The 25,059-nt window shown below is 67.5% G+C and carries 31 protein-coding genes and 1 riboswitch; of the genes, 21 read left to right on the top strand and 10 right to left on the bottom strand.

Annotated elements, in window-relative coordinates; translation table 11 throughout:
• Positions 1 to 21: 21 nt before the first annotated feature.
• Complete coding sequence (locus GGQ59_RS14210; RefSeq protein WP_183819767.1) at positions 22 to 2,049, bottom strand: alpha/beta hydrolase family protein; 2,028 nt, start codon at positions 2,047 to 2,049, stop codon at positions 22 to 24.
• Positions 2,050 to 2,270: 221 nt separating this feature from the next.
• Here GGQ59_RS14210 and GGQ59_RS14215 point away from each other — a divergent pair, with 221 nt between their 5' ends.
• Positions 2,271 to 3,254, top strand: coding sequence for a serine hydrolase domain-containing protein (locus GGQ59_RS14215; protein WP_221401075.1), 984 nt, complete (start codon positions 2,271 to 2,273; stop codon positions 3,252 to 3,254).
• Between the two features lie 5 nt (positions 3,255 to 3,259).
• Positions 3,260 to 3,451: a hypothetical protein gene (locus GGQ59_RS14815; RefSeq protein WP_221401076.1), complete on the top strand. Its 192-nt coding sequence runs from the start codon at positions 3,260 to 3,262 to the stop codon at positions 3,449 to 3,451.
• Here the strand turns inward: GGQ59_RS14815 and GGQ59_RS14220 are convergent.
• Positions 3,448 to 3,981 carry a hypothetical protein gene (locus GGQ59_RS14220; protein WP_183819769.1) on the bottom strand — a complete coding sequence of 178 codons (534 nt, stop codon included), beginning with the start codon at positions 3,979 to 3,981 and terminating at the stop codon, positions 3,448 to 3,450. The two genes, GGQ59_RS14815 and GGQ59_RS14220, sit on opposite strands and share 4 nt — an antisense overlap.
• Before the next feature lie 11 nt (positions 3,982 to 3,992).
• Here GGQ59_RS14220 and GGQ59_RS15090 point away from each other — a divergent pair, with 11 nt between their 5' ends.
• Positions 3,993 to 4,784 carry a phosphodiester glycosidase family protein gene (locus tag GGQ59_RS15090; RefSeq protein WP_221401077.1) on the top strand — a complete coding sequence of 264 codons (792 nt, stop codon included), beginning with the start codon at positions 3,993 to 3,995 and terminating at the stop codon, positions 4,782 to 4,784.
• Positions 4,785 to 4,984: 200 nt separating this feature from the next.
• The gene (locus GGQ59_RS14230) at positions 4,985 to 5,500 is read left to right on the top strand and encodes a DUF2306 domain-containing protein (protein WP_183819772.1); all 516 of its coding nucleotides are present in this window, start codon (positions 4,985 to 4,987) and stop codon (positions 5,498 to 5,500) included.
• A gap of 8 nt (positions 5,501 to 5,508) precedes the next feature.
• Here GGQ59_RS14230 and GGQ59_RS14235 read toward each other — a convergent pair whose 3' ends face one another.
• From GGQ59_RS14235 to GGQ59_RS14245, 3 genes are read right to left on the bottom strand one after another with little or no spacing between them, the layout of a single operon-like run.
• Positions 5,509 to 5,985 carry a VOC family protein gene (locus tag GGQ59_RS14235; RefSeq protein WP_183819774.1) on the bottom strand — a complete coding sequence of 159 codons (477 nt, stop codon included), beginning with the start codon at positions 5,983 to 5,985 and terminating at the stop codon, positions 5,509 to 5,511.
• 24 nt (positions 5,986 to 6,009) lie between these two features.
• On the bottom strand, positions 6,010 to 6,498 hold the full coding sequence (locus GGQ59_RS14240; protein WP_183819776.1) for an SRPBCC domain-containing protein: 489 nt from the start codon (positions 6,496 to 6,498) through the stop codon (positions 6,010 to 6,012).
• A complete protein-coding gene (locus GGQ59_RS14245; RefSeq protein WP_183819778.1) occupies positions 6,495 to 7,121 on the bottom strand; it encodes a TetR family transcriptional regulator in 627 nt (208 codons plus the stop codon). Before GGQ59_RS14245 ends, GGQ59_RS14240 begins: the two co-directional genes overlap by 4 nt.
• Before the next feature lie 130 nt (positions 7,122 to 7,251).
• Positions 7,252 to 7,344: riboswitch (TPP riboswitch) on the top strand.
• A gap of 40 nt (positions 7,345 to 7,384) precedes the next feature.
• On the opposite strand from GGQ59_RS14245, the gene thiC reads away from it, so the two are divergent.
• From thiC to GGQ59_RS14285, 8 genes are all read left to right on the top strand, one after another.
• Positions 7,385 to 9,310: a phosphomethylpyrimidine synthase ThiC gene (gene thiC, locus GGQ59_RS14250; RefSeq protein ID WP_183819780.1), complete on the top strand. Its 1,926-nt coding sequence runs from the start codon at positions 7,385 to 7,387 to the stop codon at positions 9,308 to 9,310.
• A 6-nt stretch (positions 9,311 to 9,316) separates the two neighbouring features.
• Positions 9,317 to 9,622: a hypothetical protein gene (locus tag GGQ59_RS14255; protein ID WP_183819782.1), complete on the top strand. Its 306-nt coding sequence runs from the start codon at positions 9,317 to 9,319 to the stop codon at positions 9,620 to 9,622.
• A 391-nt stretch (positions 9,623 to 10,013) separates the two neighbouring features.
• On the top strand, positions 10,014 to 10,556 hold the full coding sequence (locus GGQ59_RS14260) for a hypothetical protein (RefSeq protein ID WP_183819784.1): 543 nt from the start codon (positions 10,014 to 10,016) through the stop codon (positions 10,554 to 10,556).
• A gap of 160 nt (positions 10,557 to 10,716) precedes the next feature.
• Positions 10,717 to 11,094, top strand: a complete 378-nt coding sequence (locus tag GGQ59_RS14265; RefSeq protein ID WP_183819786.1) for a SpoIIAA family protein — start codon at positions 10,717 to 10,719, stop codon at positions 11,092 to 11,094.
• Between the two features lie 90 nt (positions 11,095 to 11,184).
• On the top strand, positions 11,185 to 11,544 hold the full coding sequence (locus GGQ59_RS14270; protein ID WP_183819788.1) for a 2OG-Fe(II) oxygenase: 360 nt from the start codon (positions 11,185 to 11,187) through the stop codon (positions 11,542 to 11,544).
• A 97-nt stretch (positions 11,545 to 11,641) separates the two neighbouring features.
• Positions 11,642 to 12,049: a hypothetical protein gene (locus GGQ59_RS14275; RefSeq protein ID WP_183819790.1), complete on the top strand. Its 408-nt coding sequence runs from the start codon at positions 11,642 to 11,644 to the stop codon at positions 12,047 to 12,049.
• 59 nt (positions 12,050 to 12,108) lie between these two features.
• Positions 12,109 to 12,396 (top strand): hypothetical protein, encoded by a 288-nt coding sequence (locus GGQ59_RS14280; RefSeq protein ID WP_183819792.1) that lies wholly within the window; start codon positions 12,109 to 12,111, stop codon positions 12,394 to 12,396.
• Positions 12,397 to 12,600: 204 nt separating this feature from the next.
• Positions 12,601 to 13,080, top strand: a complete 480-nt coding sequence (locus GGQ59_RS14285; RefSeq protein WP_183819794.1) for a hypothetical protein — start codon at positions 12,601 to 12,603, stop codon at positions 13,078 to 13,080.
• A 360-nt stretch (positions 13,081 to 13,440) separates the two neighbouring features.
• Here GGQ59_RS14285 and GGQ59_RS14290 read toward each other — a convergent pair whose 3' ends face one another.
• Positions 13,441 to 14,406: an IS1595 family transposase gene (locus GGQ59_RS14290; protein ID WP_183819796.1), complete on the bottom strand. Its 966-nt coding sequence runs from the start codon at positions 14,404 to 14,406 to the stop codon at positions 13,441 to 13,443.
• Positions 14,407 to 14,513: 107 nt separating this feature from the next.
• On the opposite strand from GGQ59_RS14290, the gene GGQ59_RS15505 reads away from it, so the two are divergent.
• The gene (locus GGQ59_RS15505) at positions 14,514 to 14,738 is read left to right on the top strand and encodes a DUF6471 domain-containing protein (protein ID WP_221401078.1); all 225 of its coding nucleotides are present in this window, start codon (positions 14,514 to 14,516) and stop codon (positions 14,736 to 14,738) included.
• On the opposite strand, the gene GGQ59_RS14295 is transcribed toward GGQ59_RS15505, so the two are convergent.
• Complete coding sequence (locus GGQ59_RS14295; protein ID WP_183819798.1) at positions 14,697 to 15,440, bottom strand: hypothetical protein; 744 nt, start codon at positions 15,438 to 15,440, stop codon at positions 14,697 to 14,699. The two genes, GGQ59_RS15505 and GGQ59_RS14295, sit on opposite strands and share 42 nt — an antisense overlap.
• A 583-nt stretch (positions 15,441 to 16,023) precedes the next feature.
• Between GGQ59_RS14295 and GGQ59_RS14300 the strand changes: the two genes are divergently transcribed.
• Entirely contained in the window at positions 16,024 to 16,782 is a 759-nt protein-coding gene (locus GGQ59_RS14300) for a PEP-CTERM sorting domain-containing protein (protein ID WP_183819800.1), read from the top strand.
• Here GGQ59_RS14300 and GGQ59_RS14305 read toward each other — a convergent pair.
• On the bottom strand, positions 16,779 to 17,810 hold the full coding sequence (locus tag GGQ59_RS14305) for an aspartate-semialdehyde dehydrogenase (protein ID WP_183819802.1): 1,032 nt from the start codon (positions 17,808 to 17,810) through the stop codon (positions 16,779 to 16,781). The two genes, GGQ59_RS14300 and GGQ59_RS14305, sit on opposite strands and share 4 nt — an antisense overlap.
• Before the next feature lie 64 nt (positions 17,811 to 17,874).
• The gene (locus GGQ59_RS14310) at positions 17,875 to 18,132 is read right to left on the bottom strand and encodes a hypothetical protein (RefSeq protein WP_183819805.1); all 258 of its coding nucleotides are present in this window, start codon (positions 18,130 to 18,132) and stop codon (positions 17,875 to 17,877) included.
• A 201-nt stretch (positions 18,133 to 18,333) separates the two neighbouring features.
• Here GGQ59_RS14310 and tolQ point away from each other — a divergent pair, with 201 nt between their 5' ends.
• The 7 genes from tolQ to GGQ59_RS14345 all read left to right on the top strand — a co-directional run bounded on the left by tolQ (position 18,334) and on the right by GGQ59_RS14345 (position 24,190).
• Positions 18,334 to 19,038, top strand: a complete 705-nt coding sequence (tolQ, locus tag GGQ59_RS14315) for a protein TolQ (RefSeq protein WP_183819807.1) — start codon at positions 18,334 to 18,336, stop codon at positions 19,036 to 19,038.
• Positions 19,038 to 19,451, top strand: coding sequence for an ExbD/TolR family protein (locus GGQ59_RS14320; protein WP_183819809.1), 414 nt, complete (start codon positions 19,038 to 19,040; stop codon positions 19,449 to 19,451). The genes tolQ and GGQ59_RS14320 overlap by 1 nt, the downstream gene beginning before the upstream one ends.
• A gap of 9 nt (positions 19,452 to 19,460) precedes the next feature.
• Positions 19,461 to 20,369, top strand: coding sequence for a cell envelope integrity TolA family protein (locus GGQ59_RS14325; RefSeq protein ID WP_183819811.1), 909 nt, complete (start codon positions 19,461 to 19,463; stop codon positions 20,367 to 20,369).
• 77 nt (positions 20,370 to 20,446) lie between these two features.
• On the top strand, positions 20,447 to 20,791 hold the full coding sequence (yajC, locus tag GGQ59_RS14330) for a preprotein translocase subunit YajC (RefSeq protein ID WP_183819813.1): 345 nt from the start codon (positions 20,447 to 20,449) through the stop codon (positions 20,789 to 20,791).
• A gap of 3 nt (positions 20,792 to 20,794) precedes the next feature.
• Positions 20,795 to 22,387: a protein translocase subunit SecD gene (gene secD, locus GGQ59_RS14335; protein ID WP_183819815.1), complete on the top strand. Its 1,593-nt coding sequence runs from the start codon at positions 20,795 to 20,797 to the stop codon at positions 22,385 to 22,387.
• Between the two features lie 9 nt (positions 22,388 to 22,396).
• Positions 22,397 to 23,437: a protein translocase subunit SecF gene (secF, locus tag GGQ59_RS14340; RefSeq protein WP_183819817.1), complete on the top strand. Its 1,041-nt coding sequence runs from the start codon at positions 22,397 to 22,399 to the stop codon at positions 23,435 to 23,437.
• Complete coding sequence (locus GGQ59_RS14345; RefSeq protein WP_183819819.1) at positions 23,438 to 24,190, top strand: squalene/phytoene synthase family protein; 753 nt, start codon at positions 23,438 to 23,440, stop codon at positions 24,188 to 24,190.
• Here GGQ59_RS14345 and GGQ59_RS14350 read toward each other — a convergent pair.
• On the bottom strand, positions 24,168 to 24,956 hold the full coding sequence (locus GGQ59_RS14350) for an endonuclease III domain-containing protein (RefSeq protein ID WP_183819821.1): 789 nt from the start codon (positions 24,954 to 24,956) through the stop codon (positions 24,168 to 24,170). The genes GGQ59_RS14345 and GGQ59_RS14350 overlap by 23 nt on opposite strands.
• Positions 24,957 to 25,059: the final 103 nt, after the last annotated feature.

Consider the following 25,059-nt stretch of genomic DNA (forward strand, 5'->3'; position numbering starts at 1 on the left):
GAGGCCCCGCCGCCCGGGTCCTCAGTTCGCGATGCGCGGCTCGAAGCCTTCCATCGCCGCCTGCAGGCCCGGTACGTCCTCCGCGCCTGCGGGCACGTTGAGGCTCGACCCTTCGAGCGCGTCGCCGATCGGCTCGGCCCGGCCGCCGAGGCAGTTCTCGGCGAGGAAGCCCTCGGTCAGCGCGAAGAAGGCGAGGCGGTTCTCCGGCCTGGCGAAGCCGTGGCCCTCGTCGGGGAAGAGCGCGTAGGTCACGGGCAGGTCCCGCTCCTTCATCGCGTCCACGATCTGCTCGGCCTCGATCACGGTGACGCGGGGATCGTTCGCGCCCTGACCGATCAGCAGCGGCACCTGGATCTGGTCCACCCGCTCGAGCGGTGAGCGCTCGACGGCGGCGGCCCTGCCTTCCTCGGTCGCGACGTCCCCGATGCCCCGGTTGAAGGTCGCATCGAGGAAGGGCTTCCAGTACTCGGGAAAGCTCTCGATCAGGGTGACGAGGTTCGACGGGCCGACGATGTCGACGCCGCAGGCGAACGCGTCAGGCGTGAAGGTGACGCCGACCAGCGTCGCGTAGCCGCCGTAGGAGCCTCCGCCGATCGCCACGCGCTCGGGGTCGGCGATGCCTCGATCGACAGCCCAGCCGACCGCGTCGATCAGGTCGTCATGCATCTTCCCGGCCCACTCGCCGTGGCTCGCCTCGATGAAGTTCTTCCCGAAGCCGGTCGAGCCGCGATAGTTCACCGACATCACGGCGTAGCCTCGATTGGCGAGCCACTGATGGACGGAGTTGTAGCCGTAGTTGTCCCGTGACCAGGGCCCGCCATGCACCCACAGCATCATGGGCAGGGCTTCTTCGGGCACCCCGTCGCCGTCCGCATCCGCGCCTTCGGGCAGGGTGTAGTAGGAGACGAGCTCCATCCCGTCCGAGGACGGAATGGTCACCGCCTGCATCGGTTGCAGCGGCGCGTCCTCGAGCGCGGGCCGGGTGGTGAAGAGCGGCGTCGCGCGCCGCTTCTTCGCGTCGAAGTGCCAGTAGCGCCCCGGCGCGGTCGCCGCGTCCTCGTAGACCAGCCACTGCGCATTGTCCTTCGTCTGGCTGACGACCTCGAAGTCGCCCTCTAACGCCTCGTCTAGGGCCGCGAGCTGGCGCCGCGTGCGCTTGTCCAGCGCCTCCCACTTCACCCGCTCCTTCTCGACGGCGTAGGCGAGGGGCTCGTGCGTCGTGGGGTGGAAGATCACCTTGGAGACGTCCGCCTCGTCCGACTCCGCGATCACGTCGCGCGTCTCCCCGCTTGCGGCATCGACGAGCACGAGGGCCGCCTTGTCGCGGCCGCGCGTGTCCAGCATGTAGAAGCCGTCGCCCGCCGCGTTGAACTGCAACGGTCCCGACGCGAGGGCGTCTTCGGGCGGCAGGCTGAAGAGTTCCGTCGGGGACTCTCCGTCCAGCGACATCACGGTGAAGCCGCCTGCGGGCGTCTGCTGCACGCCGATGCGCACGTTGAGTTCGTCGTCGGCAAGGACGCTGGCGAAGCCCGGGTTCTCGTAGACCAGCGTCCGCTCGCCCGTCGTCAGGTCGAGGGCGTAGACGTCGTGAAGCTGCGGGTTGCGGTCGTTGAGGCCGACGAGGATCGTCTCCGGCTTCGCGTAGGAGTAGCCCATCACCTGCGCGCGTACGCCGTCGACGTCGGTCACGTCGCGCGCCTCGCCGCCGCCCGGGGGCACCATGAACAGGTGATAGTCCTCGTCCCCGCCCGTGTCGCGGAGGTAGAGGACGCTCTCACCGTCCGGTGCCCAGAAGTAATCGGTGATGCCGCGCGTGTCGTCGCTGGTGACCGCGCTCGCGTCTTCGACCGCTTCGCGCGTGCCGACGTACACGTTCATCACTCCGTCCAGCGGCGCGACGAAGGCGAGCTGGCTGCCGTCCGGCGAGAGCCGCCCCATGGTGCGCTCCGGATTGCCGAAGAAGGCCTCGCGAGGCACGAGCGGCACGTCCTGCGCGAGGGCTGGCGCAGCGGCGAGCAAGGCGCCGAGGGCGGCGGTCGTACGGATCATGGCTCTCTCCCAACGGCCCGAGGCCGCCTTTATCGTTCTTCGATGCTATGCGGGTGGCGAGGCCTGTCAATTCGGCGGCGCAGTTCATCGGTGGCCAATGGGGCCTTCCGGCGTGCGCGGGGCGCCCGGCTCGAGCAGGCGGGCAAGTCGACTGCGCACCGCGCCTTGCCGTCTGCCGACCCGGCGTGCGAACCCGGTCTGGGGGCGACGGGAGCAGAGCCATGCTGAAGACATTCGCTATCATGACCGCGCTCGCGCTCTCGCTGCAGGCGGAAGCGCAGACGCCCTACACTCCGGGGCCTCATCCCGATTGGGAGCGACGGGCGCCGGAGAGCCTCGGGCTCGACCCTGAGAAGCTCCAGGCGGCCATCGACTTCGCGATCGAGAACGAGACGGCCTTCCCGCCGGAGCTGGCCGAGGTTGCCGACGTGCGCGACCTCTCCCTCACCGTGCCGCTCACCTGGGCGCGCGAGCCCTTTTCCTCTCCGATCGGCCCGTTCGAGCCGCGCGCGGCGGCGAACGGCCTGATCGTCAAGAACGGCTTCATCGTCGCTGAGTGGGGCGAGACGGGGGAGGTCGACATGACCTTCTCGATCTCCAAGACCTTCCTCTCCAGCACGGCCGGGCTCGCCTTCGATCAGGGAAAGCTGAACCCCGACGAAGCAGTCATCGAGACGATCGATCCGCCCACGCCCGACTTCGCGCTTGCGCACAACGCCCCCATCACCTGGGACCAAATGCTGCGTCAGACCTCGGGCTGGATCGGGACCCTGTGGGGCAAGCCCTGGTGGGCCGACCGGCCCCGAGGGGAGGAGCCCTGGTCGGACCTCGCCGCAGGTCCCCCGGTGCCGGGCGAGGCCTACGAATACAACGACGTCCGCGTGAACGCGCTCGCCCTGGCGCTCACCCACCTATGGAACCGTCCGCTGCCGGACGTCCTCAAGGAGGGCGTCATGGACCCGATCGGGGCGTCGGACACCTGGCACTGGGAAGGCTACGAGAACTCCGTCATCGATCTTGGCGGCGAGGACGTCACCGTCGTCTCGGGCGGAGGCCACTGGGGCGGCGGCATGTTCATCTCCGCAGAAGACCTCGCACGCCTGGGCCTTCTCGGCCTGCGCCGCGGCGAGTGGGACGGAGAGCGCATCCTGTCCAAGGCCTGGATCGCCCGCGCCACGACGCCGACGGGTCCCGAGCCTGGCTAGGCTACATGAACTGGTTCCTCAACACGGATCAGGAGCGCTTCCCCGCCGCGCGCGAGGACACGGTCGCCTATCTGGGTGCCGGCACCAACATGGTCCTCGTCGACTACGAGCACGACCTCGTCGCGGTCGTCCGCTGGCTCGACAACCAGCAACTCGCGGAGTTCGTTCGCCTGCTGACCGACGCGGTCGAGGACTAGAGGCATCCCTCGACGAGCTGGATCGACGGGCCGCCCGCGTCGATCGCCGCGACCTTGCCCGAGCCGTCCACGACGTAGCGTATGCCCCGCCCGTCCTCGTCGGTGACGTAAGGCGCCTCCGTGTCGCCGCTGGCCCAGATGGTGACGTAGCGCGAGGGCGCCGCTTCGTACTTGTGCGGGGTTACCGCCGCGTCCGGCAGCGCCGCCTCGACGGCGTCGCCGTCGTCGCCGACCTTGAAGCCGTCTTCGGTCTCGACCGCCGAGGGGGCGGTCAGCGTGATGCGCGTCAGGCGCTGGTTCTCGATCATCACGCTCATGCCTTCGGGTAGACCCTCGGGGTGGTAAGCCTCGCAGCTCGCCGAGACGTCCCGGCGCATGGTGCCCGGCGGTCCGCCTACCGCCAGGGCGACTTCGGTCGCCGGCATGCCGATCGTCAGCGGCCCGAACCCGCCCGGCGTCAGCACCGCTGCCGCCGAGCCCTCTTCGGCAGGGGCGCAGGCGAGAAGGATGAGGAGGGCGAGGATGCGCATGAAAGCCTCCAGTGACGGATCGCAACCGTCTTGCACCGTGGGCTCCGCCCCGTAACGTCTCTCGCGCAGTCCCGAGGACGAGAGCCCTGTTCACCGCCGCCATCATCGCGAGCCTCGCCGCCGCGATCCCCTGCGAAACCATCCAGCATGACGGCTACCCCTACACCGCCTGCCGCGCCGCGCCGGACCAGCTGCATCTCCTCCTGAAGGCCGAGGACGGCCGCCCGGTCGGTAACTTCAAGCGAATGGCGGCAGCGACCGGACCGGTGGTCTGGGCCATGAACGCGGGCATGTATCACCGCGACCGAAGTCCGGTCGGCCTCTTCGTCTCGGGCGGGGCGGAGGTTGCGCCCCTCAACCGCGAGGAGGCGGAGGAGGGGAACTTCTTCTTGCTGCCGAACGGGGTCTTCTGGGTGGACGAAGAGGGCGCCCACGTCGCGACGACGGACGAGTACGCGAGCGAGCCCCGCACGCCCCGCCTCGCGACCCAGTCCGGCCCCATGCTGCTGATCGCCGGGGCGCCGCACCCCCGCTTCCTGCCGAAGTCGACGAGCCTTCACATCCGCAACGGCATCGCGGTCGAGGAGGGCGGGGTGGTCGTCGCGGTGATCTCGGACAGGCCGGTGAACTTCCACCGCTTCGCGGCCTTCTTCCGCGAGCGCCTCGGCGTCACCGACGCCCTCTACCTCGACGGCACGATCAGCCGCCTTAACGCGCCGAGCCTGAACCGCTCCGACCCGGGCGCACGCATGGGTCCGATCCTCGTCGCCGTTCCGCGCGAGGAAGACCCGGTCACGCCCTAGGCACGAATGGCGGCACCGGCACCGCGATCGTGGCCGGAAGGCCCCTCTCCCCCGCAGAAGCGCCGCCATGGCCTCGCTGACTTCGGGCGACTTCAAGAAGAGGTTGTGCCCCGCCTGCGCTCGGTCCTGAAGGGCGATCGAGCCGTTGTCCGCGCCGCGGAACGGTGCGAACCTCCTGCCGAGCTCACGGGAGAGGGCGCATGACGGTGATTGCAGACGGACCGGTTTCGTCGCCGAGGCCGAAGCCTTTGACGCCTGACCGGTACGAACGGGCGCTCGCTTACCTCAGCGTCCTCATGCTCGTCGCCGTCCTCGCGGCCATCGTGCGCGGCGCGCCGGAATGGTCGCGCGTCCCTCCCTTCGTCTGGCTTCACCTCGCGACCATCTCGGTCGCCCTGGCGCTGACGCCGATCCTGCTCCTGCGCGTGCGCGGCACGCGACAGCACAGGCGGCTCGGTTGGATCTGGGCGGCGGCGATGGCCGGGACCGCCGCCTCGACCTTCTTCATCCGCAGTCACGACGGCCGGTTCAGCGTGATCCACATCCTCTCGGTCGGAACGCTGATCACGATTCCCGCCCTCGTCGTCGCGGCGCGCAGGCACCGCGTCGCCTCGCACCGCACCTCGGTCAGAGCGACGGTGACCGGCGCGCTCCTGATCGCGGGCTTCTTCACCTTCCCCTTCGGCCGCATGCTCGGCCGCTGGCTGTTCGGCTAAGGAAGGGTTCAGCTCGCCGCTTCGCCGCGATAGGCCGCCTCGAGCCCGGCGATGTCGATCTTACCCATCGACAGCATCGCGTCGAAGGCGCGCTTGCGGCCGCCGGGGTCCTCGCCGCTCAGAAGGGCAGGCAAGCGGCGCGGCACGATCTGCCAGGACACGCCCCACCGGTCCTTGAGCCAGCCGCACGCGTTCGGCGCGCCGCCATCGGCGATCAGCGCGTCCCACAGACGGTCGGTCTCGGCCTGAGCCTCCGTATAGACGCTGATCGACGCCGCCTCCGTCAGCTTGAAGTCCTTACCGCCGTTCAGGATCGCGTAGGGCGTCCCCGCGAGGCGGAAGCTCACCATCGCGGCGTCCTTTCCGTCCGGCCGGAACACGCCGTCGATGCCGCTGTCCGGCAAGAGCGACACGTAGAACTCCGCAGCCGCCTCGCCGTCCTTCTCGAACCAGAGGCAGGTATGCACCTTGTGAGCGTCGGTCACGGCTGATCCTCCTATCGATCTCGCTCAGGACGAAGTCTGGCTGGAGGCGAGGGCCTCGAGCTGATCGGCGGCGGCGTTCCAGCCCTGCTCGAACCCCATCGCCTCGTGCGCGGCCTTGTCTTCGGGCGTCGGGTGGGCGGCGCCCCAGATCATCCGCGTGCCGTCGCCGGCGGCTTCGCTCAGCTCGACGAAGCCGGTCATGACGAAGGGCGGCTCGCTCGTCGCCCGGTCCGGGTCGCGCTCGAAGACGAGCCTTCGGCCCGCCTCGACGCCCGCATACCGGCCTTCGATCAGCATCCGCTCGCCGGCCGGCCCGTTCATGACTACGTCGAACGGCCCGCCAGGCCTCACGTCCAGCGTCGCCTCGGACACGAACCAGGGCTTGGGGCAGTACCATTGCTTCAGAAGCTCGGGCTCCGTCCAGCAGCGCCACACGACCGAGGGCGGCGCGCTCAGCGTTCGGTCGACGTGCAACGTGTTCGGATCGTCCAGCATCTCCTGCGTCGTCTTCATGGCGCGCTCCTTTCGGCGCTAGGGGTGAAGAGGGTGGTCAGGTACTGGCGAAGGTGCCCGATGCCCTCGCGCACGGGCGCTGCGTCGCCTTCGGCCTTGGCGAGGATGAAGGCACCTTGAAGGACGGCCTGCGTGTGCCGAGCCAGGCTCTGTGCAGTGACGCTGTGGGGCACTCCGGCATCGGCCAACGCCTGGGCGATGTCGCTCTCCAACGTCGCCGCGTGGCCGAGGATGCTCTCCGCGCAGGCCGCCCTGATCGCGTCCTCGCCGTGGGCTTCCTGCACCAGCGTGCCCGCGAGGCAGGTGAACTCCGAAACCGCGCCCGCCAGCAGATCCTCGCGAAGGTCGAGATAGGCGAACACCCGGTCCGCCGCGCGCTCGTGCAGATGGTAGTCGGCCTCGCGGAAGAGCGCCCCCGTCACCGCCGACCAGTTCTTCGCCGCCTCGACGGCGAGTTCGTCCTTGCTGGCGAAGTGGTGGAAGAACGCGCCCTTCGACACGCCCGCCTCGCGACAGAGGTCGTTGACGCTCGTCGCCGCGTAGCCGCGTTCGCGGATGAGGCGGGTGGCGGCGCCGAGAAGGGCGCTTCGGGCGTCGGGCGGGGAGGGCAGGGTGCTCGTCACCGAACCAACATACCGACCGGTCGGTCTGTACGCTAGCGCGCTTGGCAGCGCCGATCCGGGCAGCAAGAGGATCGTTGGTCCCCTTCCGTGGGAAAGCCGTTTGCACCGTCCCCGCCGAACCTCTACGCCTAGAGCTGCCGAGGGGCGTCCCGCACGGGGCTGAGAAGAACCCTTAGAACCTGATCCGGCTCACACCGGCGGAGGGACGGCGGACCGGTCTCGGCAGCCGGCGCCCCTCCGCCCGCGCGCGAAGGACCGACGCCATGAACAAGCCCACCTTCCAGTCCGACTTCCAGACCCCGAAGGTCACGACCGGCCCGCTGCCGTCCTCGCGCAAGGTCTACGTGGAGAGCGAGGCGCATCCCGGCGTCGCGGCCCCCGTGCGCTACATCGACCTGCACCCGACCTCGGGCGAGCCGCCCCTGCCGGTCTACGACCCCTCCGGCCCCTACACCGAGGAAGGCTTCGTCCCCGACGTAGAAGCCGGCCTTTCCCGCGAGCGCCAGGCCTGGGTCCGCGAGCGCGGGAACGTCGAGGCGTACGAAGGCCGCGAGGTGAAGCCCGAGGACAACGGGAACGCCGCCGGCAAGTACCTCGCCCGCGAGTTCCCCGTGCGCAACGCCCCCCTCCGCGCCACCGGCAAGGGGCCGATCACGCAGCTCGAATACGCCCGCGCCGGGATCGTCACCAAGGAGATGGCCTACGTCGCCATCCGCGAGAACCTGGGCCGCCAGGAGGCGCTCAAGTCCGCGCAAGCGACCCTAAAGGACGGCCAATCCTTCGGCGCCGAGCTGCCCGAGTACGTCACCCCTGAGTTCGTGAGGGACGAGGTCGCCAAGGGCCGCGCCGTCATCCCGATGAACATCAACCACCCCGAGGCCGAGCCGATGATCATCGGCCGGAACTTCCTCGTGAAGATCAACGCCAACATCGGCAACTCGGCCGTGGCCTCCTCGGTCGAGGAAGAGGTCGACAAGATGGTCTGGGCCACCCGCTGGGGCGCAGACACGGTGATGGACCTCTCCACGGGCCGCAACATCCACAACACGCGCGAGTGGATCATCAGGAACTCGCCGGTCCCCATCGGCACGGTCCCGATCTACCAGGCGCTCGAGAAGGTGGGAGGCGTCGCAGAAGACCTCACCTTCGACATCTTCATCGACACCCTGATCGAGCAGGCAGAGCAGGGGGTCGACTACTTCACGATCCACGCCGGGGTCCGCCTGCCCTACATCCACCTGACGGCGGACAGGGTCACGGGCATCGTCTCCCGCGGCGGCTCGATCATGGCCAAGTGGTGCCTCGCCCACCACAAGGAGAGCTTCCTCTACACCCGCTTCGAGGAGATCTGCGAGGTCATGCGGGCCTACGACGTCACCTTTAGCTTGGGTGACGGCCTGCGCCCCGGCTCCACCGCCGACGCCAACGACCGGGCGCAGTTCGCGGAGCTCGAGACCTTAGGCGAGCTGACGCAGATCGCGTGGAAGCACGGCTGCCAGGTCATGATCGAGGGGCCGGGCCACGTCGCCATGCACAAGATCAAGGCCAACATGGAGAAGCAACTCGAGGTCTGCGGCGAGGCGCCGTTCTACACCTTGGGCCCCCTCACCACCGACATCGCGCCGGGCTACGACCACATCACGAGCGGCATCGGCGCGGCCATGATCGGCTGGTTCGGCACGGCCATGCTCTGCTACGTGACGCCCAAGGAGCACCTCGGCCTCCCCGACCGCGACGACGTCAAGGTCGGCGTCGTCACCTACAAGCTCGCCGCCCACGCCGCCGACCTCGCCAAGGGCCACCCGGCGGCTCGCCTAAGAGACGACGCGCTCTCCCGCGCACGGTTCGAGTTCCGCTGGGAGGACCAGTTCAACCTGGCGCTCGACCCCGAGACCGCGCGGGACTTCCACGACCAGACCCTGCCGAAGGAGGCGCACAAGACCGCCCACTTCTGCTCCATGTGCGGGCCGAAGTTCTGCTCGATGAAGATCACGCAGGACGTGCGCGACTACGCGGGCAAGCTCGGCGACAACGAGAAGCGCGCCCTCGAAGCGATGAGCGAGGAGGAACGCCGCCGCGGCATGCAGACCATGAGCGCGAAGTACGCGGAGGTCGGCGGACGGCTCTACGTCGAGGAAGAGGTCGCGGAGGACGAGTGCGTGACGGCGGGGGATGTGGCGACGAACTGAACCTCCATGTCCCGCTACCTTCTGATCGCCGTCGCCACTGCGGCTATAACGGGCCTGCTCAGCTGGCTGCTCGGTAGAAGCAAACCTGCGGAGCAGACCGCCACAACGGGGCGGATCACGCCGACGAAGTGGATCGCGTGGGCCACCGTCTTTGGCGGTGTGGTCATGGCAGCTGGCGGTATCGCGCTGATTGTGATGACAGTTCGAGATGGGGCGGCGGGCGTCGGCTTGGGCATCGGCCTGGCCCTCATGGGCTTGGCAATCGGTGGGTTCATGCTTCCGTCGCTTGGTAGATGGCACGACGTAACTTAAGACGAGGACGGCCTAACCGGACCTTGCAAGACGTTCGGGCCGACGTTGGGTCGCGAGAGAACGACGATCGCTTGGGCCGACATCATTCGGACCGGCGAAACCATCACGCAGTACCAATATGTCGAAGCGGGCGACGGACGGCGCATCTATTAGAGCGCCTACTACAACGGCCGGTTCGCGTTCGAGCGTAGACTTCTCGAATGTAGCCCTCAGCTTGCCGACGTATCGGCGCAGACTGCGAAGTAATGCCGACGTAGGGCGGTCGGGGTCACGCGGCAGCGTTCTGCACTGCAACGCGAACGCGATGACGATCGGGATGGACGCGCTGGTCCTGCGGGTAGCGGACCGCAACAGACTCCTTCGTTAGGGCTTGGCTTGCAGAAGGTAGCGGATGAGAGACTTCCTCCCCCTGTTCGCCGTCGGCCTTGGCGTCCCCCTGACGTTCGCCCTTCTGGACCGCGCCGCCCGGCGGGCGGGGCCGCTTGAGGCGTCGCCGACCAGCGGGCGGATCGGGCCGGGGCGGGCGGCGATCGTCTTGCTATCCGTATGCACCGTGGCCTTCTGCATCGGCGGCTTTGTCGGGACCGTGTATGGTCTGGTCAGCGGAGATTACCTCTTGGCCGGTACGTCGGTTTTCATTCTTTCGCTCGGACTCGGATCATTCTGGGGCACCTTGATGATGATGTCCCCCGGCGCCCACATAGTCTGGGACGCAGACGGCGTACGCGGACCGGCGAAGGCGTGGTCCCTTAGCCGCGTGCCAGAGCAGGCGATCATCCCTTGGACCGCTATCGTCCACCTCGAAGAGCAGGACAACGGCACCTGCTACGTCCAGACGGCGAACGGCACGCGGGTCTATTGGAGCCGATACTACGCCGGTTACGACGTCTTCGAAGGGGCACTGCTGGCGCGGCGCCCTGAGCTTCGGGCGTAGGGCGGCTTGCGAAGCGTGCCGCCAAGGCGACCGAAGGGCGCCCCCTTTCTCCGCTCAAGGGTGCCCGCTGACGCGGTCATCGGCGGCACGCTTCGCGAGCCGCCCTACGCACCCGCCCCACCCATCCCCACATCCTTCCCGTAACCAAGGGAAGGCCGCCATGCTCAACGTCGAGACCACCGCCCCGAACCGGCTGCACCTGAACCTGAAGGGGCGGATGGACGCGAACGCGATGACGATCGGGCTCGACGCGCTGGTCGAGCAGGCGGCGCAGATGGAGAACGCCCGCGTGCTCTACACCGTGGAGGGCGACTTCGAGGTGCCGACCCCCGGCGCGCTCCTGATCGAGCTGCCCCGCCTGCCGCGCCTCTTCGCGCTCCTGCACCGCTTCGAGCGCTGCGCCGTCGTCGCGCCGCAAGCCTGGGTCCGCCAGGTCGCCGAGGCCGAGGGCCACCTCCTGCCGGGCCTCGAGATCAAGGCGTTCACGCCCGACGACCGCGAAGCTGCCGAGCGCTGGCTCGAAGCGTCGGACGGGTAGGGTGGATCGAGCGAAGCGGATCCACCGAGGGTCGCGGCGGCATCACGCGACCCCCTACGATCCATCGCCTCTTCGTCGTAAGACCGGCCCATGACCCGCGCCGTCTCTTCGCCCCCCGCCGGTTGGCAACTCGGACGCCAAGGAACAGGCTACGAGAAGCGCCTGCTCGCGAGGGGGCGCTGGCCACTCCCCTTCGATGTGTGGCTGCTGCGCTATCGTCCGGGCGCCGGCGTTCCGACCCATACGGATCCCGTTCCCGGAAAGCGGCACTACCGCCTCAACGTCCTGTTGCGACGGGCGGAAGGGGGCGTCTTTCATTGCGAACGGACGCTCTGGCGGCGGGGGCGCGTCGTTCTCTTCCGGCCCGACCAGTCGCTGCATCGGGTGACGCCCGTCACGCATGGCACCCGTTACGTTCTCAGCGTCGGCTGGGTTCTTTCGGCCGGCTGACACGCTGCGACTGCGCAACGCGCTCAAGCGCCGCGATGATCCATGTTAAACCCTCCGGCGCGGCCGGGGGAGGCCGCGTCACCTGAAGGACCGGCCCATGAGAGCCTCCATCATCGCGGCGAGCCTCGCCGCGCTCACCATCGCAACCACCGCCGCCGCCGACCACCACAAGGAGATGGCGAACGCGCCTTCGGCTAGCGAGCTCACCGGGGCCTGGACCGACGGCGACGGCACGCTGAACCTGATGCCGGGCGGCCACTTCGCCGCCGTCTATGGCGACCGGTTCGTCATCGGCATGGGCACCTACGAGGTCTCGGACGGCGAGATCACCGTCACTGATAGGGACGGCTTCAACCCCTGCGGCGATCCGGCGACCTACGCCTACGAGTTGGGCGACAACGAGGTCACCTTCACCGTCGTCGGGGAGGATACCTGCGAGGGCCGCAAGGAGGTCGTGGACGGCAAGACCTGGACCAAGGCCCAGATGCCGGACATGGACAGCTGACCACGGGGCGGCGGGGGGCACCTTACCCCCGCGCGGGCGCCCAGCCTTACCCTCGCGCCATGCCGAGAACCCTCAAACCCCCCGCGAGCCCCTACACCGCCCTGATCCGCGCCCGCGCGCGGCGAGAGCAGGTCCGCCTCCTGGACGAGCTTCGCCGGGAGCGGGAGAAGGCCGACTACGCCCGCACCGTCGCCGACAGGCGGGCGGAGCACGCGAAGAAGCAGCGCATCGCCAAGATCGTCGCCCGCGCGGAGGCGGGCGGCTACGGCCAGCGCCCCCGCACCCCGGCCGAAGACCACGTGCGGACGAAGATCGACGAAAGCTGGATGGACAAGCACGCCTGGTAACGGAGGTGCGACGCCGCCGCCCGCTTTCACCTCTCCCTCTGGGAGAGGTCCAAATCTTCGATTTGGGGTGAGGGCTATCGAGGTTAGCGCTTAGTAGCTCTGCCGCTGGCCCTCACCCGAAGCCGCTGACGCGCCTTCGACCTCTCCGGCCTTATGTAGCAAGAGCACCAAGCGCAGAGGCCCGGAAACGCTTACGTTTCGGGCATGGAACATACCTACACGATCAGTGGACTGCTAGAGCACCGGGCGCAAGTCGCGGGCGAGGTCGAGTTCTACCGGCACAAAGCGGCTCACGCTGCGGAGTTGCTGGGCGCGGTCGATCAAGTGTTGCGCTCGCTTGGCTACGAAGGCTCGGACATCACGGCACCGCCGAAGCGCGTACAGGCGGCAGGCCTGTTCCGGCGAGGCGAGTTGTCCCGGACGATTATGGCGACGCTCAGAGAGGCCCCGGAAGGCGTCACCGTGGACGGGATAGCTCGGCTGATCTGCCGCGAGCGAGGTTGGGACACTGACGACGCCAAGTGGATGACGGCGCTGCGGGCGAAGATCGGTCGTGCCCTCAGCAAGAAGAGGGCAAAGGGGCAAGTGACCAGCGAGGAAAGGGCGGGCACTTGGTACTGGTGTGTCGCGCCGGTGACGGGGCGCCCGGAGGCACCCCGCCTGCTAGCGGGCGCAGCCGGCTAGCGACCTGCTCTTACTTGCAGGGCTTGGGTTTTGACCGCGTATGGGTCTTCACCCGTACGGTCTTCGGTCCCGGTTTAGGGGTGGTCCGCACAACGCGGGTCTTGGTCTTACAAGCCATGATGCTGGCTCCTTCACAGAGCGTGCACCGCTTGACGCTAAGCTTGACGGGTCACATAGGAGCCCGGCATTATGGCGCTCTGATCGGCAGCGATGCACTGATTTGGCCGATCACCGTGGCCCGGGTAGTTGGCGCTCCCGGGCCACAGCTTTGTCTCCCCTCAACTACACGGGCGTCGGACTAGAGTGCAAGTTTGTACTCTTTTCGTTCACGCACATCCTGATTTTGAGTCGATCCGACTCCTACGCTGCCCGCTGCCAGTACCCAGCCCACTGGCGGCTGACGGGTGACGCCATGGCGAGCCCAGCGAGGCGACCTGCGAGCTTGCCGTTCGGCTCGCGGCGGTGATCCTCTAGCCACGCTGCATGGCCTGCGTACTGGTGCAGGTATTGCGGGCTGACGTGGTGGTGCTGGCCGCCGATCATCCGGCGCAGACGCGAGAAGAAGCTTTCCGCCTGGTTTGTGCAGGCCCCGGCGATGCTGTAGCCCTCGCGGTGATCGATCCGGGCCATGGGGAAGGCCGCTTCCAGCGCGTCCCAATGGCCCGCTTCGTCTGCGTGAAGCTCAGAGCCCGGCGCGATCCGCGCGGCGGCGAAGGGCACGCCTTCGGCTTCCGTGCGGGTGACGGTCGTGATCGTTCGACCTTGCTTCTCGCGAACAGCGATGACGACGCGGCGCTTGCCGGTCTGGTGCTTCGCGAGGCGGCGGTCGATCCGATCCTCGCGACGGTTCGCCTGACGGATCTTGCCGCCGACGTAGCAGCCGTCAATCTCGACCGCGCCGCGAAGGATCATTGCGCGTGTCTCGCCAGACATGGCCTCGCGGACCTTGTGCGCCAGGACGAACGCGGTCTTGTACTGCACGTCGAGGTCACGGCTGAGCTGCACCGTGCTCAGGCCCTTGGCACCGTTCACGATGAGTAGGATGCCCGCCAGCAGGTCCGTGAAGGCGAGCTTACGGCTCGCGAAGATCGTGCCCGACGTGACGGAGAACTGGTGACGGCAGACAGCCTCGCGGCACTTGAACTTGCGGCGCGTCGTGATGCTGTAAGCGTAGAGCGAGCCGCAGCGGGGGCACACGGGCGCGCCGTCCGTCTCAGGCCAACGGACCTTGCAGAAGGTCTCATACGCCTTCTCCTCACCGGCTTTGTAAATCGTGGCGAGGCTCAGCGTGCGGGACTTTGCGGAGAGAAGGAAGTGCTGCGCCATGGTATTGCCTACGATGCCTTACGGCATCATAGATAGTACCATACGGTACTGTTTGCAATGCCGGCAGTACCGTATATGCTGCGGAAAGTACCGCAGGAGATACCTACATGCCGTCGACCGATTGGGAAGCGCGTGCCTCCAACCTTCTCAAGGCTGAGTTGAAGCGTCGGGGAGTGACTTACGGCCAACTCGTTGAGAAGTTGGCAGCTATCGGCGTTGACGAGAAGGAGGCTAACATCAAGAACAAGCTCAGCCGAGGCAAGTTCTCGGCCGTTTTCATGTTGCAAGCTCTATCTGCTATTGGCTGTTCTACTATCGTTATTAGCGAATAGCGGCGCGAAATCTTGTCGGTCCGGACTCGTACAGTATGGGAGTTCGCGCAAGAATTCCACGCTATAATCTCCGGTTTTCGCAAAACTCACTACGTGATCAATAAGCGCCCTATATGATGTATACCGTTGATCCACAGTGAATCCTTCCTCTCTTATCTGCGTCGCGCTTCTGATTGGCACCCGCTGTAGCTCGAACATCATTTCTACCACGGCATGATAAAAATATTCAGCCTCTGGCAAAGTAACCGCAAGCTCTCTCATTAGCGAACTGTATTCTTGAGTGCCTTCAATAATTTCAAGAGGAGGCATAGTTTTGTAAGCAGTAGACTCTCTCCTAAATCGCTTCAATTCATCAACGATGGACTCACGTATCTTAGCCTCCCTGATCGCCATCCTCTCGCGCAAAGCGGTAGTGCGAATTCTTTCCGGCGCGGTGAGTTCTTGTTCTAATTGCGCGATCCGCTGCTGATCTACTCGCCAGATCTGATAGGGCGCGGAAAGAATGCGAACCAGAACCACCCCGCCGAACGCAAGCGCGATGTAGACAGGGATAAGCTGTGCGATCTGATCCGGCATATCAGCGCCGGAGAGTTGGAAGAATGCTTGCGCGATGGGCGGCACGGTGAAACCCAGCGCGTCGATGAACCGTAGACTCGGGCGCGTCGCATGTTCCCAGATACGGGTAAGGTAACGTGCCGCCATAGCATGGCTGTACCCCATACCGGGCGAGTAGTGGACTCCGCGCCATGCTAGTCACTGAGCCCTGGTGCGTTTGATACATAAGGCCGGACCTCTCCCGAGGGAGAGGTAACAAGAACGCGGAACTTATCCCCGCCCCCTCATCTCCTGCCATGTTGCCCCCGTTCTCCCGGACAGGCCGGGCGGTGTGCACGCTACTCATCGGTTCGGGGGACGGTGATCCTAAGGCGAGCGGGCGTAGCGGCCCGTACCATGAGTGGCTGATCGGGGCTCATGGCTCATCGCTGAAGGACGAGGGTTTCAAGCGCTATCGCGGACCAAGGCGCCGAAAGGTCGCCCCCTGCGAGGGCCCCTTGGCAAGATCACCGCCGGACGTTCACCGTTCTGGGCTACAGTATCAATCCAACTCCCCGCTCAGCGCGGGGACGTCCGGACACCCGGCCCATCGTACACCCCGCTAGGCGGGCGCTTCGGCATGCGCGCTGCCCTTCCGAGGCCGGACGGCTGCTCTTCGAACTTGCCTTTCCGTTAACGTACCGTTTACGTGCTCACCGCGCCCCGGGGAGAGGGGCTTGGGGAGAGTACGATGAAGACCAAGCTGACAGCGCTCTGTGCGCTGAGCGCCCTTTGTGGCACCGCCGCGGCCGCGCCCGTCGCGGTCGACTTGTCGAGCTGGACGGCGGAGGGGCAGGGCACCTGGACCAACGCGCCCGACAACAACAGCGTCGTTCAGACCGTCAACGGCATTCCGGGCGTCTACTTCAACGGCGTCGACAGCCAGGGTCAGGCGCTCTCGGGCACGATCGAGGTCCAGTCGACCGGTGACGACGACTACATCGGCTTCGTCCTCGGCTACAACGCCGGCGACATCGCGAACGAGGACGCGAACTACATCTTGATCGACTGGAAGCAGGGCGATCAGAACTACTATGGCGGCCTCGGCCGGGCAGGCCTCGCGATCAGCCGCGTGACCGGCGCCCTCGACGACGCCTCGGGCGCCTGGTGGCACGACGCCGCCGACGGGGTCGAAGAACTCGCCCGCGCGAACACCCTGGGCGACACCGGCTGGGAAGACCTCACGGTCTACAACTTCGACCTCGTCTTCACCGAGGGCCTGATCCAGGTCTTCGTCGACGACGTGCTCGAGATCAGCCTGCCCGGCGTCTACGAGAACGGCAGCTTCGGCTTCTACAACTACAGCCAGGCCAACGTACGCTACGGCGCCCTGACGCAGCAGGTCGTGGACCCCGATCCCGTACCGCTGCCCGCGGCGGCGGCGCTCTTCGCGCCGGTCCTCTTCGGCGGCGCCGCGCTCCGCCGCAGGGCGAAGCGCGCAGCGGCCTAGTCCGCGTCCCGCGCCTCGATCAGGCCGCGGTTGATGAGGAGCTCGGCGATCTGAACCGCGTTCAGCGCCGCGCCCTTGCGCAGGTTGTCCGAGACGACCCAGAGGTTCAGCCCGTGCTCGACCGTCGGGTCGATCCGGATACGGCTGACGAAGGTGGCGAAGTCGCCGACGCACTCGACGGGGGTCACGTATCCGCCGTCCTCGCGCTTGTCGACGACCAGCACGCCCGGTGCCTCGCGCAGGACCGACCGCGCTTCCTTGTCCGTGATCGGACGCTCGAACTCGATGTTCACCGCTTCCGAGTGTCCCACGAAGACGGGTACCCGGACGGCCGTCGCGGTCAGCGCGATGCCGGCGTCGAGGATCTTCTTCGTCTCCGCGACCATCTTGTACTCCTCCTTGGTGGAGCCGTCCTCGAGGAAGACGTCGATGTGCGGGATGACGTTGAAGGCGATCTGCTTGGTGAACTTGGACGGCGTCGGGTCGTCGTTGACGTAGATGCCCTTGGTCTGCGTGAAGAGCTCGTCCGAGGCTTCCTTCCCGGCGCCCGAGACGGACTGATAGGTCGAGACCACCACCCGCTTGATCCCGGCCCGGTCATGAAGCGGCTTGAGCGCCACGACGAGCTGCGCGGTCGAGCAGTTGGGGTTCGCGATGATGCCGCGCTTGCGGAAACCCTCGACGGCGTCGGGGTTCACCTCCGGCACCACCAAGGGCACCTCGTCATCGAGACGGAAGTGCGAGGAGTTGTCGATCACCACGCAGCCGAGATCGGCGGCCTTCTGCGCGTATTCGGCGGAGATGTCCCCACCCGCTGCGAAGATGGCAATGTCGGCTTGCCGGAAGTCGAACTGGGCGAGGTCCCGGCACTTCAGCGTCCTGTCGCCGAACGAGACTTCCCGCCCCTGCGACGAACGAGAGGCCAGGGCGAAGACCTCGGCGACCGGAAACAGCCGTTCTTCGAGGATGGACAGCACCTCGCCGCCCACCATGCCGGTCGCCCCGACGACCGCGACGTTGTAACTCATGACACCGCTCCTGACGAACAGCGGGCGGGCTTAAAGGGACCGTCGCCCGCGTCAAGGCGGCTGGCTACTCGAACCGGAGAGGTTCGGCATCCTCGAAGACGACGGGGGGCCCCGCCTCGGGCGGCGCGACCGGACCGCCATAGGCTGGTGGCTCCGGCTCCTCGAAGGCAGGCGCCGCAACGCCTTGTCCCCACGATCGCTCGTCGTCGTAGGCTCGGCCGACGGTGGGGCTGTCCGCATCGCTACTGGTCCCGCCCAGATGAACGAAGGCCATGGCGGCGAACGCGCATAGAAGCGTCAGGGCGGCGGCGTAGGATCGCATGGCGTCATTCCCTCCGGTGAGGGCGAATCAGACGACACGGGCCTTAAGACTCGGTTCCTCCGCCTCGTTCTCACCGCAGCGAACGGTCATCGATCGTTAAGGATATCGGTCGAGATCACGTCTCAAAATGGCGCAGCTAGCGTGCTAGGGGCGCCCGCGAACGGGGCGGGGCAGCGCGCCTGCCCCCTCCCGGAGGACCGAATGGAAGAGACCGTCGCGGTGACGAACACGCTCGGCACCGACTTCAGCGTGATCGGCATGTTCATGCAGGCCGATCCGATCGTCAAAGCGGTGATGCTTGGGCTCGCCGTGGCCAGCATCTGGTCCTGGGCGGTGATCATCGAGAAGGCGATGACCTTCCGCAAGCTCAAGACCAAGGCCCGCCGGTTCGAGGAAGCCTTCTGGTCGGGCAAGCCGCTCGACGACCTCTACAGCCGGACGAAGGGCTCGGCCGACCACCCGATGGCGAAGGTCTTCGTGGCCGCGATGAGCGAGTTCGGGCGGGGGCGCCAGCAGACCGCCGGCTTCGCGCCGGGCGCGCAGGAACGCATCGACAAGGTCATGCGCGTCACCGTCGACCGCGAACTCGACAAGACCGAACGCCAGCTGCCGGTCCTCGCGACCATCGGTTCCGCCGCGCCCTTCGTTGGCCTGTTCGGCACAGTCTGGGGCATCATGAACGCCTTCCAAGGCATCGCGGAGACGGGGGACGCCAACCTCGCCGTCGTCGCGCCCGGCATCGCCGAGGCCTTGTTCGCGACGGCTATCGGCCTCGTCGCTGCGATCCCGGCCGTCGTCGGTTACAACCGCTACTCGGCCGCTCTCAACGCCTATGCCGTGCGGCTGGAAGGCTTCGCTGGCGAGTTCTCGACCCTCCTCTCGCGGCGCCTCGACGGGGCCGCGTAATGGCCGGCGGGATCCAGCCGCGCGGCGGGCGGGGGCGCAGCCGCCAGATCGCCGAGATCAACGTGACGCCGCTCGTCGACGTCATGCTCGTCCTTCTGATCGTCTTCATGGTGGCGGCGCCGCTCCTGACCGTCGGGATCGAAGTCGAACTCCCCGAGACCGAGGCCCGCGCGATCACCGAGCAGACCGAGCCGCTGGCCGTTACCCTCACCGCGGACGGCACGATCTACGTGCAGGAGACGCCGATCGAGTACGACAACCTGGTCGCGCATCTGACCGCCATCTCGCAGGCCGGCTACGACCAGCGGATCTACGTCCGGGCGGATCAGGGCGTGCTCTACAACGACGTGGCTCGGGTCATGGGCCGAATGAACGCGGCGGGCTTTACGAGCATCGGCCTGGTCACGGACTGAGCGAGCTTGATGCGCGGCGCCGGGCCCTTCTTCGTCTCCTTCGGACTGCACGTCCTCGTCCTCGTCGGCGTGGTCTTCGGCTGGCTGACCGGCTTCCTGTCGCGACCCGTCGATCCGGACATCGTGCCGATCATTCCGGTCGAGTTGCTGTCGGAAGCCGAACTCACCGACCGGGTCTCCGTGCAGGAGATGGTACGGGCGGAGGAACCCGAACCCGAACCTGAACCGGAACCTGCGGCCGAAGAACCCGAACCTACGCCCGATCCCGAGCCGCTGCCGCCAGAGCCGGAACCCGTTCCCGAACGCCCGGCGCCTGAGCCCGAACCCGCGCCCGAGCCGCAACCGGCCGAGCCGGAACCCGCGCCCGAGCCGACCCCGGCCGAACCGGAGCCGGCCAAAGAGGCGCCCGAACCCGAGCCAGAGCCTCAGCCCGAACCGGCCGAGCCCGAACCCGCGCCCGAAGAGCCGGAGGACGTTCTCGACCTTGCGAGCCTCGACGACGCGCTGAAAGACCTCACCCCCGACGACCGGGCCCCGTCCTCCCCGCGCGAAGTCGCGGAGGGCACGGCCACCGGAGAGCGTGATCAGGAGCAGATCGGCCTTGGCGACAAGCTGACGGTCTCGGAGGAGGCGCTTCTCCAGTCCGCCTTCGAGCAGTGCTGGAACCGTCAGTTCGGCGTGCCCGATCAGGAACGCCTGATCGTGTCCGTCCGCATCGAGCTGAACCCGGACGGCACCCTGGACGGCTCTCCTCGCGTGTTGAACGATGGCCAGATCAGCCGCTCCGGCAACCGCTACTGGGCCGTCGCGCGGCAGCGAGCCTTGAGCGCGGTCATCGACTGTGCGCCGTACGACATGGTGCCCGAGCGGCTTCTGTCCGAGCCCTTCGTCTTCAACTTCAAACCGCCCGCGGCCTAGCCGCGCGGAGAGGGCGGGGGTATAGCGCCGCTCAACCCGCGCCCCTAGGTGCCACCGTCGCTAACACCGGAGCCCTCATGTTCCTCTCAGCCGCCTATGCGCAGGACGCCGCCGCGCAACAGCCGAACTTCTTCACCTCGCTCATTCCCTTCGTCCTGATGGCGGTGGTCTTCTACTTCCTCCTGATCCGCCCGCAGCAGCAGGCGCGGAAGAAGCATCAAGCCATGGTGGCGGGGGTCAAACGCGGCGACGAGGTGCTGACCTCCGGCGGCATCCTCGGCAAGGTCGTCAAAGCCCCCGAGGGCGACGAGTGCACGATTGAGATCGCCGAGGGCGTTCAGGTGCGCGTCGTGAAGGCGACCCTGACCGACGTGCGCGGCAAGGGCACGGCGGCTGCGGCACCGGCCAAGACCAAGGCCTGATCGATGCTGCAGTTCCGCCCCTGGCAGGTCGGCTTCGTCGTCTTCCTCGTCCTGCTCGGCGCCTACTTCGCGGCGCCGAACTTCTTCCCCAAGGACAAGACGCCTTGGGGTTTCCAGGACAGCCGGGTGACCCTCGGTCTCGATCTTCAGGGCGGGAGCTACCTGCTTCTCAGGGTCGACACGGACAAGGTCATCGACGACCGCCTTCGTGGCCTCGAGCGGGACGTCCGCGCGGCGCTTCGCGACCGCGGCGACGGGGGCAGGGTCCAGTTCACGGGACTTCGTCGCCTAGATGGCGGCATCGTCGTACGGATCCCGAGCGAAGACGATCTCGACCGCGCCGAGCAGCGGCTGCGTAGCCTCATCGGACCGGTGGGCGGGGGTCTGGGCGGGCTGGGCAGCCCGCGTGACCTTCACGTCGAGCGGGAAGGGGACACCTTCACGCTGACGCTGACCGAAGAGGCCGTCACTTTCATCACCGACAACGCCGTGACGGATTCGATCGAGGTGGTCCGTCGCCGGATCGACAGCCTGGGCACCACCGAGCCCTCCATCGCCCGCCAGGGCGAGGGCCGCCTCGTCGTCCAGGTGCCGGGCGACGACGATCCCGAAGCGCTGAAGTCCGTCATCGCGCGGACCGGGCAGCTCAGCTTCCACATGGTCGAAGGCCCCGCGCAGATCGGCGAGCCCGTACCGCCGCGCCGCATCGTCGCGCCGCTGGCCGAAGGGGGCGGCAGCCTCGTCCTGATCGAGGACCCCGAGGTGACGGGCGACATGGTCACGGACGCCAGCGCGCAGCCGAACCAGGACGGCGGCGGCTTCCAAGTCAACTTCGCCTTCGACGGCCGGGGGGCGCGGCGCTTCGGCGACGTGACGCGGAACAACATCGGGCGGCAGTTCGCCATCCTGCTCGACGACCAGATCATCTCCGCCCCCACGATACAGGGGCCGATCACGGGCGGTTCCGGCCGCATCACCGGCAACTTCTCGCCCGAGGAGGCGACCGAGCTGTCGATCCTGATCCGGTCGGGTGCGCTGCCCGCGCCGCTGACCGTCATCGAGCAGCGCACGGTCGGCGCCGACCTCGGTGCGGACTCGGTGAAGGCCGGGACGATCGCCCTCATCATCGGCTTCGTGGCCGTGGTCGCCTACATCGTGGTGTCCTACGGACGGTTCGGCATCTACGCGGACATCGCGCTTCTGGCGAACGTCGTCCTGATCGCGGGCGCCCTGTCGGTCCTCGGCGCCACGCTGACCCTGCCGGGCATCGCCGGCATTGTCCTCGTCATCGGCATGGCGGTCGACGCCAACGTCCTCATCTTCGAGCGTATCAAGGAAGAGCTGAAGGCGGGCCGCAAGCCCGTCGCCGCCGTCGAGCAAGGCTACGGCCAGGCATGGTCGGCGATCTTCGACGCGAACCTGACGACGCTGATCGCCGCCTTCATCATGTTCATGCTCGGGGCGGGGCCGGTGCGCGGCTTCGCGATCACACTCGGCATCGGAACGGTGACCTCCGTCTTCACCGCCTACGTCATCACCCGCATCTTCGCGGGCCGCTACGTCCTCGCGAAGCGTCCGAAGACGCTGTCGCTCTAGGAGGCAGTCATGGGCTTCAGCTTCATTCCCGACGACACGCACGTCCCATTCACGCGCTTCGCGCTGCCCGCGCAGATCGTCTCCCTTCTAGCGGTGATCGGCGCGGTCGCTGCCCTCTTCGTCTTCGGCCTGAACTTCGGGATCGACTTCCGAGGCGGCGTCACCGTCGAGGTCGGTCCCGCCGAGGGGGCGGAGTTCAGCGCGAGCGACCTTACCGACGTTCGCCAGGCGGTCGGAACCTTGGATCTCGGCGACGTCCGGGTGCAGAACATCGGCGGCGGCCTCGGCGACGAGCAAGAGGGCATCGTCGTCTTCGTCGAGGCGCAGGACGGCGAAGCGGCCGCGCCCGAAGAGGGGCCGGGGCAGGACACAGGCAGCGTCGAAGCCGACGAAGCCGCAGAGCTCGCGCAGCAGCAGGTCGCCGATCAGGTGCGCGGCGTCCTTACCGAGACCCTCGGTGAGAACATCAGCTTCCGGCGCGTCGACGTCGTGGGGCCCACCGTTTCGGGCGAGCTCGTCCGGGCGGGGATCGAGGCCCTCGCGCTCGCGATCGGTCTGATGCTGGTTTACATCTGGTTCCGCTTCGAGTGGCAGTTCAGCCTCGGGGCCGTCATCGCCCTCTGCCACGACGTGACGCTGACGCTCGGCGTGTTCGCGCTGATGCAGATCGACTTCACCCTGTCGATCATCGCCGCGCTCCTGACCATCATCGGCTACTCGATGAACGACACGGTCATCGTGTTCGACCGGATCAGGGAGAACATGCGCAAGTTCAAGCGGATGCCGCTGCCGGAGCTGATCGACCTGTCGGTCAACCAGACGCTGTCGCGGACCATCATGACCTCGTTCACGACGCTGATCGCGCTGTTCGCGCTCTACTTCTTCGGCGGCGAGGTGCTGCGCGGCTTCAGCTTCGCGATCATCTGGGGGATCCTGGTCGGGACCTACTCCTCGATCTTCATCGCGAGCCCGATCCTGATGCGCACCGGCGTCCGCGACCTTTCGGAGAAGCGGTCCGGTCAGACGACCGAGCCGGTCGCAGCGGAGTAGGTGCGGGCCGACGCCTTCGCGCCGCTGACCCCCGAGGCGGCGGCTAGCCTTCTCGATATGTTGGCGGGGGCCGAGGACTGGCGTCTCCTCCTGCCCTACGTCGAGGACGAAAAGCGCGGCGGAGCACTGACGCTGCTCGCCTTGGGCGCTGAGCTCGCCAACGCGCCGGCGCGCGCAAGCGAGCCGCCGCTCGCCATGATCCGCTTTCAATGGTGGCGCGAGGCGGTGGAGGAGGCCTTCGGCGACACGCAGGTCCGCCGGCATCCGCTTGCCTTGGCGATCGAGACCACGCTCGGCGCTGCCCCCTCGATGCATTCGCGCCTCCTCTCCCTTGTCGACGGTGCGGAGGCGGTCATCGACGCTGCGCCGCCGCGCACGGTGCAAGAAGCGCTCACCCTCGCGACCCCGCTCTACGGCCGCCTCGGCGACGCCCTGACCGATTGGCTCGGTGCCAGTGTTACCGCGGGGGCGGGATCGGCTCTCACGCTCCATGCCGTCGCGACGGCCAAGCTTAGCACGCCGCTGCAGGGGCGGGGATTGCCGCGGGTCGCGGATCTGATCGCTCAGGGCGAAACAGAGGGGCTGGCGCCCCAGATCGAAGCGCAGCGTAGAGAGATCCGCGGCCTACCCGCCGAAGTCCTGCCAGCTGCGCTGCCGTTCAGCCTTGCGAACGCTTATGCGAAGGGGCGCCGGCCGGGCGGTTTGGAGAAGCGCGCGCGCTACCTTCGCGTCATGCTGACCGGGCGCTTTTGACGGCCCGCTTGCCGACGCCCGGAAAGGCGACGACCTCGGCGGCCTGACGGTTCGCCGACGGGCAGAGGTCCTTGAGCGGACAAGCCTTGCAGTCCGGCCGCCCCTCGCCGCAGACCGTGCGGCCGAGCCGGGCGAGCCCGCGCCCGAGGTCGGCGAAGTCCTCCGCACGCCAGCTCGACGGTGCCTTCTCGGCGACGTGGCGGGGCAGGGCGGAGAGAGCCGCAGACGGGCCTGCAAGTCCGAGCCTGCGGATCGGGCGGGCACCCTCCTTGCCGATCGCGAGGACGGGGCGGCGCAGGTCCGAGAAGCTCAGCGTCGCCGCTGCGATCGACGCGTTCACGCCCGGCAGCGTTTCGAGCCAACGCGCCGCGGCCTCGGTGCCGAGACGCTGAAGGAAGTCGAGATCGATCGCGCCGCGTTCGTCCTCGATCCGGCGCATGATCGCAGGCAGCGCCTTCGCCTTCTCGGTCCCGCCGGGCACGCCCACGAGGACCCGCGAGACCTTCTCCTCGGGCGCGTCCCGAAGGTCGGACCAGCGGGGGAAGGTCGCGCGCAGCCGGTTGTAGACGGCGAGGCCCACTGCGGGCGCAGCCCCCTCCGCGACGACCGAGAAGACGAGCTGACTGAGCGGATCGGTCAGCCGCGCGGGCCGCGCGGGGTAGAGCGCACGCATCCGTTCCAGGATCTCCGGAAGGCGGTTGTCCACAGCGAAGGTCATCGAGGTCTGCATGGCCCGAATCATGCAGAACATTGGGGGAACGGTCAACTATGTTTCGCGTTTGTTCCGCAGCATCGTTCTCTCCGGCGGAACGCTGCGCCCGCCCGTTGTCGAAGCGCCGGCGCCGTAGCAGGCTGCCATCGTTCGCAAG

The organism is Parvularcula dongshanensis (assembly GCF_014199615.1).
GTDB classification, from domain to species: domain Bacteria; phylum Pseudomonadota; class Alphaproteobacteria; order Caulobacterales; family Parvularculaceae; genus Parvularcula; species Parvularcula dongshanensis.